Raw genomic sequence first — 15772 nt, forward strand, 5'->3', positions numbered from 1 at the left:
GATGCCGTAGCGGTGGTGGGGTCGATGGGTTACCGCGCCGCCGGTTCACCTCGACGAAACAATGTCGTGTTGGCCCCGACACTAAGTCGCGCATGTCGATGTGTCCATACCTTCCGACGATCCAGCATCAACTTTCGTCGATTTGATCGAAAGTTGCCGGGTTGGGACCCCAGAAGGGGCGTCGCGTGCCGCACCCGACGAGGGGCGGCACGCGACGCCGACACGTCACGACTGCCGACCGGTCACCTGACTGGCCAACCCCACCAACGCCGCCCGTACCGAATCCGGGAGCGGGATCGCCGCCAGCGCTCCCGTCGCCGCTTCCTTGCGGATCCTGATCATCTGTTCGATCCGGTCCCGGGCGCCGGTGGCCTCGATGATCTCGCGCAGCTCGACCGCGCCGTCCGCGTCCAACTTCGGGTTGCCGAACAGCTCACGCAGCCGCAGGGTCTGCGACCGGTCGGCGGCGCTGCGGGCCAGCGCCATCATCACCGTGGGCTTGCCCTCGCGCAGGTCGTCCAGGATCGACTTGCCGGTGACCGCCGGATCACCGAAGACGCCCAACACGTCGTCGCGGAGCTGGAACGCGTCACCCAACGGATCACCGAACTCGCCGAGAGCCGCGATCAGCTCCGGCCCCGCCCCGGCCAGCGCCGCGCCGATCTGCAACGGTCGGGTGACCGTGTACCGGGCAGCCTTCATCCGTATCACGGTGAGCGCGCTGGCCACCGAGCCGTCACCCACCCCGGAGACCAGGTCGAGGTACTCCCCCGCGATCACCTCGGTACGCATCAGCGCGAACACGGCGTAGCCCCGGTGCACCTGCTCGGTGTCCAGCCCGCACTCGTGGAACATCTGATCCGACCAGGCCGCGCAGAGGTCCCCGCAGAGCAGGGCGGTGTTGCGCCCGTACGCCTCGGGGTCGCCGCGCCACGACGAGCGGGCGTGCAGGTCGGCGAAGAGGCGGTGCACCGACGGTTCGCCCCGGCGGCGGTCGCTGCCGTCCAGGATGTCGTCGTGGATCAGCGCAAAAGCGTGGAACAGCTCCAGCGCCGCCGCGGCCACCACGATCGGGCGGCCGTCGGCGGCCCCGGCAGCCCGCCAGCCCCAGTAGCAGAACAGCGGACGCAGCCGCTTTCCGCCGGCCAGCACGAACCGTTGCAGCGCGGTGAACACCCCGCGCGGCGCTCCGTCGGGCCAGTCCGGGCCCTGCCGGTCGAGGAAGGCCGCCAACTCCGCGTCGAAGCGCTCCCGCAGCCTGCTCGCGTCCGTCGGGGCGACGGTGGACGTCACGATCCCACCCCGGTCCGGCCACCGTCGCCGTTGGCCAACCCGGCCAACTCCAGCAGCAGCGCCTTCACCTCGGTGGCCGCGACCCGGTCCCGGGCAGCGGACGGGTCGGAGCAGAGCAGCACCGGGGCGTCCGCCGGGTCGCTGGGCAGCCGCCCGTGTGAGCCGCGTACCGCCTGGGCGCCGGCGTCCAGGCCGACGGCGCTCATCAGGTAGCGCATGCCGAGCTTCTTGCGGGCCAGCGCCACGCCTGCGCGCGCCTTCGCGGCACCGGGGTTGGCCGGGTCGAAGAACAGCTCGGCGGGGTCGTACCCCGGCTTGCGGTGGATCTCGACCAGCCGGGCGAAGTCCGGCGCGCGGGCGTCGTCGAGCCAGTAGTAGTAGGTGAACCAGGAGTCCGGCTCGGCCACCAGCACCAGCTCACCGGCGCGCGGGTGGTCCAGCCCGTGCGCGGCCTTGCCCTCGGCGTCGAGCACCTCGGCCACCCCGGGTAGCCCGGCGCAGAGCTTCGCCACCGCCGGCACGTCGGCCGGGTCCTTGACGTAGACGTGCGCGACCTGGTGGTCGGCGACCGCGAACGCTTTCGACGTCCACGGGTCGAGGTACTCCATGCCGGACTGGGTGTGCACCCGCAGCAGCCCCTCGGCACGCAGCAGCCGGTTGACGTCCACCGGCCGGGACACGTCGGTGATGCCGTACTCGGAGAGCACCACCACTGTCGCGTCGCGGGCCCGTGCGGCGTCCAGCAGCGGGCCGAGCACCGCGTCCAGCTCGGCCGCCGCGGTGGCGGCCTGGGCCGACGAGGGGCCGAAGCGTTGCAGGTCGTAGTCCAGGTGGGGGACGTAGACCAGGGTCAGGTCGGGTGACACGTCGGCCAGGATCTGCTCGGCGGCCTGGCAGATCCACCGCGACGACGGCAGCCCGGCGGTCGGCCCCCAGTAGGTGAACAGCGGGAAGGTGCCCAGCCGCCCGGTGAGCGCGTCGTGCAGCTCCGGCGGGTCGGTGTAGCAGTCCGGCTCCTTGCGGCCGTCGGCGTAGTACACCGGTCGCGGCGTGACGGTCCAGTTGACGTCCGCGCCCATGGCGTACCACCAGCAGACGTTGGCCACGGTGTAGCCCGGTTCGGCCCGACGGGCCGCCTGCCAGAGCTTGTCCCCGCCGACCAGCGCGTTGTGCTGCCGCCACAGCAACACCTCGCCCAGCTCCCGGAAGTACCACCCGTTGCCGACGATCCCGTGCCCGCTGGGCTGCTCGCCGGTGAGGAAGGTGGACTGCACCGAGCAGGTCACCGCGGGCAGCACGGTGCCCAGCTCGGCCCGGAAGCCGCCGTCGGCGACGCCGCGCAGCCGAGGCATGTGCGCCAGCAGGCGGGGGGTCAGCCCCACCACGTCGAGTACCACCAGTCGTCGGCTCATCGCGTCACTCCCGCGGTCACGGTGTGTTCCGGGGTCAGCCCGAGGCCGACCAGTTCGTCTCGGGCGAAGGCCAGCTCGGCGGCGATGCCGGCGGCCAGCTCCGCGTCGGTGCCCGGCCGCCGCGCGGCCGGCAGAACCCCCCAGGTGTACGTCTCGACGTCGAGGTGGTCGCACCCGGCGGTCGGCCCGCTGTAGAGCGCTCTCAGGGCGGCACGCAGGACGGGCAGGGTCGAGCCGAGCGGTTCCTCCGGTGGGGCGTGCAGCGGCACGTGGTAGTGCACCCGCCACGGGCCGGGCAGCTCCCGGTCCAACGCCTCGTCCAGGTCGTCGGCCGCGTACGCCGCGTCGGCCGGGTCGGCCAGACCGGCGCAGCCGGCGCCCCGGGTCTGGTGCAGGAAGCGCGGCTCCACCCAGCGGCGCAGCGCGTCCGCGCCGCCGGCCGGGTCGGCCGCCTCGACGGCGGCGGAGACCTGCACCTTCACCACGGGCAGGCCGGCCGCCCGCAGTCGTTCCAACGCCTCGGCCGGCTCCTCCCAGGCGCACGCCAGGTGGGCCAGGTCGAGGCAGACGCCCAACCGGTCGGTGTCGATGCCGTCCAGCAGCGCGGCTGCCTGCCCGGTGCTCTCCACCACACAGCCGGGCTCCGGCTCGAAGGCGACCCGCACCTCGCGGCCGGTGTCGCGCTGCACCGCGGCGAGGCCGGCTGCGAGCTGGTCCAGCCGGCGTCGGGCGGCGTCGGCCCGCTCGGTGTCCCAGGGCCGCCGCCAGGCCAGCGGCAGGGTGGAGATCGAGCCCCGGGCGGCGTCGTCGGGCAGCAGGTCGGCGAGCACCCGGGCCAGATCCACTGTGTACGTCAGCCGCTGCTCGGTGGTCCAGTCCGGGTGGTACACGTCCTGCTTGACCACCGGCGCCTGGAAGGCCGCGTACGGGAAGCCGTTGAGGGTGACCACCTCCAGCCCGCGCGCGTCCAGCTCGGCGCGCAGCCGCAGACGCAGCGCCGGGTCGGCGGCCAGCTCGGCGGCGACCGGGGCGGCCAGCCACAGGCCGAGGCCGAGCAGGTCGCTGCCGAGCGCTTCCCGCACCGGTACGGCGTAGGTGTCCAGTTGACCGAGGATGCCGGCGAGGTCCTCGGCGGGGTGCACGTTGGTGCAGTAGCCGAGATGGACGGTGTCGCCGCCGGCATGTCGCAGCCGCATCAGCTGCCGCCGCGCAGGATCGAGTTGCCGGTCTGCGGGTCCACGGCGGTGACGTCGAGGTCGCTCAGGTCGAGCCGACCGGACTGCCCGTAGAACTCCACCGGGTTGCGCCACAGCACCCGGTCGACGTCGTCGTCGCTGAACCCGGCGAGCAGCATCGCCTCCGCGGTGGCCCGGGTCAGCAGCGGATCGGAGCGACCCCAGTCGGCGGCCGAGTTGACCAGCATCCGCTCCGTGCCGTACTCGCGCAGCAGATCGACCATCCGCTGCGGCGTCATCTTCGTGTCCGGGTAGATGGAGAAACCCAGCCAGCAGCCGCTGTCCCGGACGAGCTTGACGGTCACCTCGTTGAGGTGGTCGACGACCACGCGACCCGCGTCGATGCCGGATTCGGCGACCACGGCGAGGGTGCGCTCGCAGCCGCGCGCCTTGTCCCGGTGCGGGGTGTGCACCAGCGCCGGCAGGTCGTACGCCACGGCGAGGGCGAGCTGCGCCGCGAACGCCTCGTCCTCCTCCGGCGTCATCGAGTCGTACCCGATCTCGCCGACCGCCACGACCGCGTCCTTGTCCAGGTAGCGGGGCAGCAGGTCGAGCACCGGGCGGCAGCGCGGGTCGTTGGCCTCCTTGGGGTTGAGCGCGATCGTGGCATGGTGCCGCACCCCGAATTGCCCGGCCCGGAAGGGCTCCCAGCCGATGAGCGAGTCGAAGTAGTCGATGAACGAGGCGGCGCTGGTGCGCGGCTGGCCCAGCCAGAACGCCGGCTCCACCACCGCGCGGACCCCGGCGGCGGCCATCCGTTCGTAGTCGTCGGTGGTGCGTGAGGTCATGTGGATGTGGGGGTCGAAGATGCGCATTCACGCCTCCCGGGGCAGTGCGGCGGTGAGCCGGTCGAGCAGGTCGGTGGCGTCGGCGGGCATCTCCCGGCCGGCGGCGTGCCGCTCGGCGGTGAGCGCGGCCAGCATCCCGGCCAGCTCCCCGTCGGCGCGGGTCTCCAGGTCGGCGACCACGGCCAACGGCACGCCGCTGAACACGCACTTGAGCACCGCCTGCCGCCAGGCGGCCGGGTCGAGGTGCCGGGCGTACGGGCCGAGGGCGGCGGCGATCAGCCGGGTGTCGTTGGTCCGGATCGCGTCGTGCAGCAGCGGCACCCCGGCGGCGCCGATCGGCAGCAGCGGCAGGGCCCGCAGCACGGCCCGCCGCTCGGCCGCGTCACCGTGCTGGTAGAGGCTCTCGGCGTACGAGGCGTACTCGCCCGGCAGGGCGGTGAGCAGCAGCACCCGGGCCGCGTCGTCGGCGGTCCAGCCGGGGGCGTCGGACAACGCGGCCCGACCGCAACGCCGGCCGACCGCGGGAAAGAGCCGGGCGATCGCGGTGGGCTCGGCCGCGACCTGGCGCAGCGCCTCGTCCAGCCAATCGGGATCGGGTACGCCCCGCAGCGCGGCCCGTAGTGAATCCGGTGTCATCCCGTCTCCTCCCCTTGTGCTGCTGCGCCGCTCCGCGGGTGCCCGAGCGCGTCCTTTGCTCTGCTTCACTCCACGCGACGGTTGGTGTCCCGATCTGTTGCGTCCGTTGAAGCAGAGCAAAGGGCGTCGGCGGGTACCTTCTGTCGCCGGCGGTCACCGATTGTCGAAGTGGCCGCCGCGCGCAGGAAATCAATGGACCGGGCGGCCACGTCCGGTGCGGCGTGCGAGTCGCGGGGCAACTCGACGGCGACCAGCCCGCGGTAGCCGGCCTCGGCCAGGGCCGCCAGCACCGGCGGGAAGTCGATCTCACCGGTGCCGAACTCCAGGTGCTCGTGCACGCCCCGGCGCATGTCGTCGATCTGCACGTTGACCAGGTGGTCGGCCACCTCGGCGACACACTGCGGCACCGGCCACGGCTCCAGGCACCGGCAGTGGCCGATGTCGAGGGTGATGCCGAAGCGGGCCGGCGCGTCGAGCGCCGCGTGCAGTCGACGCCAGTCGGTGATGCTCTCGACAAGCATGCCCGGCTCCGGCTCGAAGCCGAGGGTGACGCCCGCGCTGTCGGCGGCGTCGATCACGCTGGCGCAGCCGGCGACGAGCCGGTCCCAGGCGCACTGCGGTGACACCGTCTCGGGCCGCACGCCGGCCCAGAACGAGACCGCCTCCGCCCCCAGGTCAGCGCCGATCCGCACCGCCCGGCGAAGGAAATCGATCCGCCGGGTGGGGTCGTCGTGCAGCAGCGTCGGTGCGTGCTTGTGCCACGGGTCGAGCAGGTAGCGGGCCCCGGTCTCGATCACCACCCCCAGACCGAGCGCGTCCAGCCGCCGGGCGACCGCGGCGATCCGGCGGGTGAGCCCGGGTGTGAACGGGTCCAGGTGATCGTGGTCCAGGGTGAGCGCCACGCCGTCGTAGCCGAGGTCGGCGAGGACGGCGAGCGCGTCGTCGAGCCGGTGGTTGGCGAAGCCGTTCGTGCCGTACCCGAGGCGCAGCGTCGTCGCGTCGCCGCTCGGCGGCACGACCGTCCCGTTGCCGGACGGCGCGGGTCGAGGCCGAGCGGTTCCGGGCCGAGCGCTTTCGGGCCGAGCGGTTTCGGGCTGGGAGGGTCGGGGCCGGGGCACGGTCATGTCGGGGAGACCTTCCGGGCCAGCCGACGGCCCAGCGGCGCCGCCGCCGCGACGGCCAGCCCGAGCAGGCCGGCGCCGCCGCGTGCGGTGAGCGCTCCCTGTAGGGCGGGCAGGCCGGTGATCCCCGCGCCGACCGCCGCGCGGACCTTCCCGGCCGAGGGATCCCGGACGACCTGGGCCTGGGCCGCGCCGTAACGGGCGGCGTACCACCCGGCCAGCAGCGCGGGCAGCGCGGGCAGCGCGACGGCGAACCCGGCCGACCGGGCCCGGCCCCCGCCCACGACGGCCCGCCCGTCGGCCCCGGCAGCCCCGGCGCCGGGGACGACAGCGGTACGGGTGCCAGGGACGGCAGCGCCACGGGTGCCAGGGACGGCAGCGCCACGAGCGGCGGGCACGGCAGCGCGACGGGCGCCGGGGACGGCGATGACGGCGCTGGCGGCGACCAGGGCGGTGCCGGCCAGGGTGCGCATCGGCAGGGCCGCGTCCGTGCCGGTGACCTCGCGCCGGGACAGGGTGGTGACCGTCCAGGTGTGGGCCGCCACGGTCGCCGCCGAGGGGAGCGCCCGCCACAGGTGGCCGCCGGATGCGCCCAGCAGCACGTCCAGCCCTCGGCAGGCGGCCATCACGGCGGGGCCGGCGGCGGTGTTCTTGGCCAGCAGGTCGTACCCCCAGATGCTGGCGGCCAGCGGCACCGCGAGCGCGGCCGCGCGGCGACCGCCCACGGCGGCGGCCAGGCCCACGCCGGCGGCGGTGAGGCCGGCCGCGAGGCCCAGCGCGGCGGCCGGGGTGACCCGGCCGCTGGGGATCGGCCGCTCGGGGCGTTCGACGGCGTCCAACTCCCGGTCGGCCCAGTCGTTGGCGGCCATGCCGGCCCAGTAGAGCAGCACCGACGCGCCGGCGAGGGCGGGGGTACGCGGGCTCAACGCGCCGGCGGCCGCCGCGCCGGCGACCACGTCACCGGGGACCGAGAGCGCGGCCGGTGCCCGGACCAGCTCGGCCACGTCAGCCAGCGTGGTCATGGCCACCGTCCAGACCGGCGTGCAACCGCTGGGTGAAGTCGGTCAGCCGGGCCCACTGCTCGGCCAGCGAGTGGGTGGGCGAGCCGAGCGGGTCCTTGAAGAAGAAGCCCAGGTCGGCCAACGGCCCCACGTGCCCGGCGGCGTGCGCGGCGGCGGTGAGCCGGGCCAGGTCGAGCACCAGCGGCGCGGCCAGCGCGGAGTCGCAGCCGTGCCAGGTGAACTCCATCCGCATCCCGGTGCCGAGGAAGCCGGCGAACGTGATCAGATCCCAGGCGGTCTTGAAGTCGCCCAACTCCTCGACGTACTCGATGCGGGTGTTGCCCTGCGGGACGTAGCCCAGCGTCTCGCCGAGCACGCGCTGCTTGCTCTGCACCTTGGCCGCGTTGGCGGCCGGGTCGGCGAGGGTGGCGCCGTCGCCGCCGCCGAGCAGGTTCATCCCGGACCAGGAGCGCACGGCGAGGTTGCGCATCGCGAACATCGGCGCGAGCACCGACTTGACCAGGGTCTCACCGGTCTTGCCGTCGTGCCCGGCGTACGGCAGGCGCCGCTCTTCGGCCAGCGCGGCCAGCGCCGGCAGCCGCAGCCCGGTGGACGGGGTGAAGTCGACGTACGGGCAGTCGGCCAGCAGCGCCGCGTACGCGTACAGGGAGCTGGGCGGCAGCACCTCGTCCTGGCCGGCGAGGGCGGCACGCAGCGCGGCCGGGTCGGCGTGCCCGGGGTGCGGTCGAGGTGCGGGTTCGGTGGCGGAGACGTTGACCACGACCACGCGGTCCAGCCGGTTGCGCGCACGGAAGGAGGTGAGGTCACCCACGACGGTCGCGACCCGGTCGGCCTGGGTGCCGCCGAGCGGGGCCGGACGCAGTTCCTGCTCGACGGCGGCCAGCTCGTCGGGGAGCGCGGCGACCAGCCGACCGGGTATCACACCGGTGTCGGCGAGGGCCTCCGCGCGCTTGCTCAACGGGGTGGTGGCCACATCGTGCCCACCGAAGACCAGGTCCGCGAAGGACGGGAGGGCGGGACCGCGCAGATCCGGCAACTCGGTGACGCAGCCGGTCGGCCCGGCCAGGCCGGCCCGCAGCGCGAGCCCTCCGACGATGCTGGTGGTCGCGACCGAACCGCGTGCTCCTACCAGCCAGACACCCGTTCGCATGGTGCTCCTTCCCGTCCAGGAGGAACCGTCGGTGTAGTTAAATATAGGAATATCAGAATATTTTTCGAAAAGCTACGGCCTTGGCGGATGGGCCCCGCCCGCCCGACCCGTACCGGAACGACACCGGATCCGGCGTCGGCGTCGGCGGCGACGACGACGGACCGGTTTCCGGTACGGGTGCGGGCAGACGGGGCTGGCAGGCAGGGTCGGTCGGCGTCTCGACCCTGCCTCCCCCGCATCCGGCCGGCCGGGGCGTTGGCGTGCCCCGACCGGACGTCTCAGGTGGTGGCGGTCCTCCGGTGCGGCCGGGGAATCCCGGTCCGGTCGCACCGGACGACCGTCCTGCTCGTGCGCCACCGGGCCACACGGCCCGGCTGCACACTCTCCGGAGCCGACCTCGTCCCGACCGCGGGGCGCAAACCGCGGTCGGTCCCTCGCCGGTCGGCTCCGGAAAGCCGGTCGGGCGACGGCGGCGCGAACACCGCCGTCGCGGATGGTCAGGGGGTCAGACGGCCACCGCGGTCAGCGCCGGTTCCACGTCGGTCCAGGAGGAACCGACGTCCGCCGAACGGGTCACCGCGTCCAGCACGAGCTGGACCTGCAACGCGTCGGCGAAGGAGGGCGCTGGGTCGGTGCCGGTGGCGATCGCCTCGATGAGATCGCGCATCTGGTGGGTGAAGGAGTGCTCGTAGCCGATGATGTGGCCGGGCGGCCACCACGCCGACATGTACGGGTGGTCGCTCTCGGTCACCAGGATCCGGCTGAAGCCCTGTTCCAGGGTAGGCCGGGTGGCGTCGTAGAACTCCAACTCGTTGAGGCGCTCCAGGTCGAAGACCACGCTGCCCAGCGAGCCGTTGATCTCGACTCGGAGGGCGTTCTTGCGGCCCGTGGCGAAACGGCTCGCCTCGTACGTCGCCAGGGCGCCGCCGTCGAGCCGGGCCACGAAGATCGCGGCGTCGTCGACGGTGACCGGCCCGGTGGCTGAGCCGTTGCCGTCCACCGATCCGCTGCCGTCCACCGTGGCCGCCAACCCGCTCGACCCGGCCGGCAACGGCCGCTCCTTCACGAACGTCTCGGTGATCGCGCTGACGCCGGTGATCCGCTGACCGACGACGAACTGCGTCAGGTCGATGATGTGCGCACCGATGTCACCGAGCGCGCCGGAGCCCGCCCTGTCCTTCTGCAACCGCCAGACCAGCGGGAACTGCGGGTCCACGATCCAGTCCTGCAGGTACGTCGCTCGGACGTGCCGGATCACCCCGAGTCGTCCGTCGGCGACCATCTGGCGCATCATCGTGACCGCGGGGACCCGGCGGTAGTTGAACCCGCACATCGACCGCACCCCGGCGGCGCGGGCGGTGTCCGCCGCGGCGGTCATCGCCCGTGCCTCCGCCACTGTGTTGGCCAGCGGCTTCTCGCACAGGACGTGCTTGCCGGCGGCCAGTGCGGCGAGGGCGATCTCGGCGTGACTGTCGCCGGGTGTGCAGATATCGACCACGTCGATGTCGGCGGAGTTGATCACGTCACGCCAGTCCGTCGTGTACGCGTCCCAGCCGAGCCGGTCGGCGGCCTCGGCCACCTTCGGTGTGTCGCGGCCGCAGATCAGCGCCATTCTGGCCCGTGCCGGCAGGTCGTACACGCGGTTCACGGTGCGCCACGCCTGCGAGTGCGCGGCGCCCATGAACGCGTAACCGACCATGCCGATCCGCAGTTCTCTGTCTGTCGTGGACAAGGTGGGTCTCCCCCCGGTATGTCAGAACCCGAGCTTGTCGTAGCTGCTCGCGTTCTCCTTGGTGATCGTCTCGGAGGCGAGGGTCATTTCCTTGGGCACCTGCAGCTCCGTCAGGTCGCCCAGGCCCCGACCCTGCGCGATGAGCCGCGCCAGCGAGATCGCCGAGGACGCCATCGACGGGTTGTAGGTCACCGTCGCCTTCAGCACCGAGTTATCGGCCTTGATCGCGTCGATCGCGAGCTTGGAGCCGGCACCGCCAACCATGAAGAACTCCGACCGGTTGGCCTGCTTGATGGCCGCGAGCACACCGATGCCCTGGTCGTCGTCGTGGTTCCAGATCGCGTCGATCTTCGGCAACGCCTGGAGGAGCTGGGCCGCCTCGCGCTGGCCGCTGTCCGGGGTGAACTCGGCCGAACGACGGTTGGTGACCTTAAACCCGTACGTCGCCAGGGCCGCCTTGAAGCCCTCGCTGCGCTCGACGGTCAGCGGGATCTCCAGACCGGCGATCTCACCGATGACCGGGTTGGTGACGCCCTTGTCCTTGAGCTGCTTGCCGATGAAGTGCCCGGCCGAGACGCCCATGCCGTAGTTGTCACCCTTGATCACCAGCCGGGAGGCCAGCGCGTCGGGGAACGCCCGGTCGAGGTTGACGATCGGGATGCCGGCCTGCATGGCCTGGAGGGCAACGGCGTTGACCTCCTTGCCGTCGTGCGGCAGCACAACGATGATGTCCGGCTTCTGGGCGATCAGGGTGCCGAGCGTGGAGCGCTGGGCCTCCGAGTTCGACCCGCCGTCGACCTCCTTGAACTCCACGTCCGAGTACGCCGCGGCCTGGGCCTTGGCGTTGGCGTGGATGGCGCCCATCCAGCCGTGGTCGGCCGCCGGGGCGGAGAAGCCGATGACGACCTTCTTGCCCGGGGCGTTGTTGCCCTCGGCGTTGCCGGCGGCCTTGGTCTGGGTGCTGGCGGCCGGTGTCTCGTTGCTGGTGCAGGCGGTCAAGAGGGTGGCGGCGCCGACCGCGGCTCCACCGAAGAGCAACCGGCGGCGCGACAGGTCGCGACTGTGCTGGGTCATGAACGACCTCCTGGGAGCGTTTTTTAGGGATGAGGGTGTGCGAGGCCCGGCCACTGTCGAAGATCTCGACGTCGCCTGGACAACGGTGCGGTGCGTCAGGTTGCGGTGGTGACCCTGTTCCGCGCGAGGAGCCGAGTGACGGACTTGAACTGGAACTGCTGGATCAAGACGGCGGCGACGATGATGCCGCCCTTGACCATGTTCTGCGCCTCGATGGAGAGGCCGTTGATGGCGAAGAGGTTCGTGATCGTGGCGAAGATGATGACGCCCAGCAGCGAGCCGACGATCGTGCCGCGCCCCCCGCTCAGCAGCGTCCCGCCGATGATCGCCGCGGCGATCGCGTCCAGCTCGTACAGGTTGGCCATCGCCGCCTGCGCCGAGGTGGCCTGCGAGGTGAGCATGATGGCGGCGATGCCGCAGCACAGACCGGAGAGCGCGTAGAGCAGCATGGTGTGCCGGCGCACGTTGATGCCGGCCAGTCGGGCCGCCTCCGGGTTACCGCCCACGGCGACCGTCCGCCGGCCGAAGGTCGTCCGGTTGAGCAGGACCCACCCGGCCACCACCACCGCGCCGAGGATGTAGACGAGGATCGGGATGCCGATCACCTTGCGGGCCGCGATGTCGTTGATGAACGTGCTGCTCGACACCTGCGTCTGCTTGTTGGAGATCGACGCCGCCAGGCCGCGCGCGGCCACCAGCATCGCGAGGGTCGCGATGAAGGGCACCAACCTGCCGTACGAGATGAGGACGCCGTTGACCAGGCCGACACAGATGCCGACCACGAGGGCCGCGAAGATCATGCCGCCGGCGCCGTAGCTCTGGGTGGCCACCGTGGTGCACCAGACCCCGGCCAGCGCGACGATCGCTCCGACCGACAGGTCGATGCCACCGCCGATGATCACGAAGGTCATGCCGACCGTGACCACGCCGACGACCGAGGCGAGCTGGAGGATCGCCAGCACGTTGTTCCAGACCCAGGTGGGGTCGCCGTACAGCTCGGGCTTGGTGACCGCACCGACCACGATGAGCGCGGCCAGCACGCCGATCAGACCGAGGTTGCGCTTCGCGCCGTCGCCGCCGTCGCCCCGCCACCAGGAGAGCTTGCCGGTGGATGCGGCCTTGTCGCTGGTCACCGCCGTCTCCGCGGGGTCCACCGGCGGCGACTGCGCCGGAAGCTGTGGGCGTTCCGGTGTCGCGGTGGGTGTGGGAGTCGCGTCGCTCATGCCGGTGCGCCTTCCATCAAGGACCCCGCCATCACGAGGTCAAGCACAGTGTTCTCGTCGAGTTCGCCGGCCGCGGCTTCGCGGACGACCCGGCCCTCCCGCATCACCAGCACCCGGTCGGCGAGGCCCAGCACCTCGGGTACCTCGCTGGAGACCAGCAGCACGCCGACGCCCTGCGCGGCCAGTGATCGGATGACCTGGTACAGCTCGGCCCGGGCGCCCACGTCCACGCCCCGGGTGGGCTCGTCGAGGAGCAGCAGCTTGGTGCCGCCGAGCAACCATCGGCCGACCACCACCTTCTGCTGGTTGCCGCCGGACAGGGTGCGTACCGGCCGGTCGACGTCCCGGGGCCGCAGTTCCAGGGTCTCGGCGATCCGGTCCGCCTCGGCGCGTTCCGCCGCCGCGTTGGTGAAGCCGAGCCGCGCGTACCGGCCGAAGGTGGCGAGTGTGACGTTGCGGTAAATCGGCTCGCCGAGCAGCAGCGCCTGGCTCTTGCGTTCCTCCGGGGCCATGCCCATGCCGGCCCGCACCGCCGCACCGACGCCGGGGCGCAGCACCTTGCCGTCCATCCGCACCGTGCCAGCCTCCGCCAGCCGGGCGCCGTAGATCGTCTCCAGCAGCTCGGACCGGCCGGAGCCGACCAGGCCGGCGATGCCGACGATCTCCCCGGCCCGCACGTTCAGCGAGACGTCGGCGAACTCGCCGGTGCGGGTCAACCCGTCCACCTGGAGCAGGTCGGCGCCGGCGGTGTCGTCGGCCGGCCGGTCCGGGAAGACGTACTCGATGGTCCGGCCGGTCATCCGGCTGACCAGGTCGCGGGTCGGGGTGTCGCGTGCCGGCAGGTTCGCCGCAGTGGTCCGGCCGTCCTTGAGTACGGTGACCCGGTCGCCGATCTCGCGGATCTCCTCCAGACGGTGGGAGATGTAGATGACGGCGATGCCCTGCGCGGCCAGCTCGCGGATGATCCGGAACAGGTTGCCGACCTCGTCGTGCGCCAGCACCGCGCTCGGCTCGTCCATGATGATCAGTCGCGCCTCGTGCGACAGCGCCCGGGCCATGCTGACGATCTGCTTGCCGGCCGCCGGCAGGGAGCGGACCATCCGCCCGGGCGGGATCTCGCCGTGACCCAGCCGGCTGAGGATCTGCCGGGTGTGCCGGGCCATCCGGCCGCGCCGGACGAAGCCGAGGCTGCGGTACTCGTGCCCGAGGAACGCGTTCTCCGCGACCGAGAGGTCTTCGACGAGGTCGAGTTCCTGGTAGATGGTGGCGATGCCGGCCTTCATGGCGGCCTGCGGGTTGGCGAAGGTGACCGGTTCGCCGCGCCACTGGACGAGCCCGGAATCCGGTTGGTGCACTCCGGCCAGTACCTTGATGAGGGTGGACTTGCCGGCGCCGTTCTGCCCCAGCAGGCAGTGCACCTCTCCGGCGCGTACCTCGAGCTGCACACCGTCAAGGGCGCGTACGCCGGGGAAGGTCTTGACCACGTCGGTGAGGCGCAGGACCACCTCGCCCGCGACGGTGTCGGGCGGAGCTTCGACCAGCGGCGCGTCGGCGTCGGCCGACCCGGTGGTGGCGGTCTCGTCGGACAGGGCCACGGTCTCCTCCTCGCTCATGATGCTTCCCCGAAGGCGACGTCGCTGGCGAGCACGGCCGCGCCGGCGACGCCGGCCCGACCACCCAGCTCGGACAGCACGACGGGCAGGTTGCCGGTGGCCAGCGGCAGCGACCGGCGGTAGACCACGCTGCGGATCTCGGCGAGCAGGATGTGCCCGAGTTGGGCCAGCCCACCGCCGATCACGATCATCGACGGGTTGGTGAAGCTCACCAGACCGGCGAGGACTCCGCCGACCCGTCGCCCGCCGTCGCGGATCAGCTGGATACAGGTCACGTCGCCCTCGACCGCGCCCTCGGCGACGTCCAGAGCGGTCACCACGCCGCGCAGGCCCAGCCGCTCGGCCAGTGCCGGCGACGCCCCGCTGCGGGCGGCGGCGGTCGCCTCCTTGGCCAGCGCGGCGCCACTGAACAGCGCCTCCAGACATCCGACGTTCCCGCACGAGCACATCGGCCCGTGCGAGTCGACCTGGATGTGGCCGATGTCCCCGGCGCAGCCGTCGGTGCCGCGGTAGACGTCGCCGGTCAGGTAGATGCCGCAGCCGATGCCGGTGCCGATCTTCACGAAAAGGAAGTCGTCCACCGAGTGGGCGACCCCGCCGTGACGCTCACCGATCGCCATGATGTTGACGTCGTTGTCGACCACCGCCGGGCAGCCGTGCTCCCGGCTGAGCAGCTCGCGGACCGGATACCGGTCCCAGCCCGGCATGATCGGCGGTGAGACCGGGACGCCGTCGCGGAAGCTGACCGGGCCGGGCACGCCGATGCCCACCGCGTCCAACCGCTCGTACGCGCCGTCGACCCGGGCCTTGTGCAGCAGCTCGTTGACCCGTTGCAGGGTCACTTTCGGTCCATTACGGATCTCGGCCGGCTCGGCGTAGTGGGCCACCGGTTCGAGCCGACCGTTGACCACCTCGACGTCCATCGAGCTGGCGCCCAGGTCGACGGCCGCGAAGCGCAGTTTCGGGTTCAGCTCGACCAGGGTGGAGCGACGCCCGCCCCGGGAGGCGGCGAGCCCGGCCTCGGCGACGTAACCCAGGGCGACCAGCCGGTCCAGCTCGGCCAACAGGCGCGGGCGGGGCATCTGGAGGCGGTCGCCCAGCTCGGCGCGGGACACGGCTCCCTCGTCGCGGAGCAACCGCAACAGTCGGACGTGCAGGGGCTCGACGGTCCGCACCGGGGAGTTCACCTCTTCATCGAACTCGTTCACATCGACGCAACGCCGAGGTGTTGTGTCCGACACAGTAGGAGCGTTCCGCACCGCCTGTCCAGAGCTTCGACCGTTCCGGTGGCAACTTTTGTCCGTAAGAGCAAAAGCTAATAGTGGATCAAGAAAAGGGCCTGCGGAAACGAACCGGGGGGGGGGGGCGCGGGGGGCGCCCCCCCCCCCGGCGGGGGTTGGGCGGCACCAAAATGTGGGTGCGGGGGGGGGGCCATGCGGGGCCGGGGGCCCCCCCCACCAGCTGGCGCCACCC

The 15772-nt window shown here is 72.3% G+C and carries 13 protein-coding genes; all 13 read right to left on the reverse strand.

All coding sequences use genetic code 11. From position 1 onward, the window contains the following. Positions 1-225: 225 nt before the first annotated feature. Entirely contained in the window at positions 226-1293 is a 1068-nt protein-coding gene (locus tag ACFYPH_RS09355; protein ID WP_354854588.1) for a polyprenyl synthetase family protein, read from the reverse strand. Further along, complete coding sequence (locus ACFYPH_RS09360; RefSeq protein ID WP_387180467.1) at positions 1290-2705, reverse strand: alkaline phosphatase family protein; 1416 nt, start codon at positions 2703-2705, stop codon at positions 1290-1292. Before ACFYPH_RS09360 ends, ACFYPH_RS09355 begins: the two co-directional genes overlap by 4 nt. Further along, the gene (eboE, locus tag ACFYPH_RS09365) at positions 2702-3901 is read right to left on the reverse strand and encodes a metabolite traffic protein EboE (protein ID WP_387180470.1); all 1200 of its coding nucleotides are present in this window, start codon (positions 3899-3901) and stop codon (positions 2702-2704) included. Before eboE ends, ACFYPH_RS09360 begins: the two co-directional genes overlap by 4 nt. Beyond that, the gene (locus tag ACFYPH_RS09370) at positions 3901-4755 is read right to left on the reverse strand and encodes a TatD family hydrolase (RefSeq protein WP_355064081.1); all 855 of its coding nucleotides are present in this window, start codon (positions 4753-4755) and stop codon (positions 3901-3903) included. The genes eboE and ACFYPH_RS09370 overlap by 1 nt, the downstream gene beginning before the upstream one ends. After that, positions 4756-5364 (reverse strand): EboA domain-containing protein, encoded by a 609-nt coding sequence (locus tag ACFYPH_RS09375; protein ID WP_387180474.1) that lies wholly within the window; start codon positions 5362-5364, stop codon positions 4756-4758. Between the two features lie 65 nt (positions 5365-5429). Then, positions 5430-6380 (reverse strand): sugar phosphate isomerase/epimerase family protein, encoded by a 951-nt coding sequence (locus tag ACFYPH_RS09380; protein WP_387180477.1) that lies wholly within the window; start codon positions 6378-6380, stop codon positions 5430-5432. Positions 6381-6484: 104 nt separating this feature from the next. Next, positions 6485-7507, reverse strand: coding sequence for an SCO3242 family prenyltransferase (locus tag ACFYPH_RS09385; protein ID WP_387180479.1), 1023 nt, complete (start codon positions 7505-7507; stop codon positions 6485-6487). Then, a complete protein-coding gene (locus ACFYPH_RS09390; protein ID WP_387180482.1) occupies positions 7491-8657 on the reverse strand; it encodes an inositol-3-phosphate synthase in 1167 nt (388 codons plus the stop codon). The genes ACFYPH_RS09385 and ACFYPH_RS09390 overlap by 17 nt, the downstream gene beginning before the upstream one ends. 505 nt (positions 8658-9162) lie before the next feature. Beyond that, positions 9163-10356 carry a Gfo/Idh/MocA family protein gene (locus ACFYPH_RS09395; protein ID WP_387180570.1) on the reverse strand — a complete coding sequence of 398 codons (1194 nt, stop codon included), beginning with the start codon at positions 10354-10356 and terminating at the stop codon, positions 9163-9165. Positions 10357-10410: 54 nt separating this feature from the next. Then, positions 10411-11463: a substrate-binding domain-containing protein gene (locus ACFYPH_RS09400; RefSeq protein WP_354854604.1), complete on the reverse strand. Its 1053-nt coding sequence runs from the start codon at positions 11461-11463 to the stop codon at positions 10411-10413. A gap of 95 nt (positions 11464-11558) precedes the next feature. Next, positions 11559-12686: an ABC transporter permease gene (locus ACFYPH_RS09405; RefSeq protein WP_354854606.1), complete on the reverse strand. Its 1128-nt coding sequence runs from the start codon at positions 12684-12686 to the stop codon at positions 11559-11561. Then, complete coding sequence (locus ACFYPH_RS09410) at positions 12683-14299, reverse strand: sugar ABC transporter ATP-binding protein (protein ID WP_354854608.1); 1617 nt, start codon at positions 14297-14299, stop codon at positions 12683-12685. The genes ACFYPH_RS09405 and ACFYPH_RS09410 overlap by 4 nt, the downstream gene beginning before the upstream one ends. Continuing rightward, positions 14296-15474: an ROK family protein gene (locus tag ACFYPH_RS09415; RefSeq protein WP_387180487.1), complete on the reverse strand. Its 1179-nt coding sequence runs from the start codon at positions 15472-15474 to the stop codon at positions 14296-14298. The genes ACFYPH_RS09410 and ACFYPH_RS09415 overlap by 4 nt, the downstream gene beginning before the upstream one ends. Positions 15475-15772 lie beyond the last annotated feature (298 nt).

The sequence above is a fragment of the Micromonospora sp. NPDC005252 genome, assembly GCF_042872475.1.
Taxonomy (GTDB): domain Bacteria; phylum Actinomycetota; class Actinomycetes; order Mycobacteriales; family Micromonosporaceae; genus Micromonospora.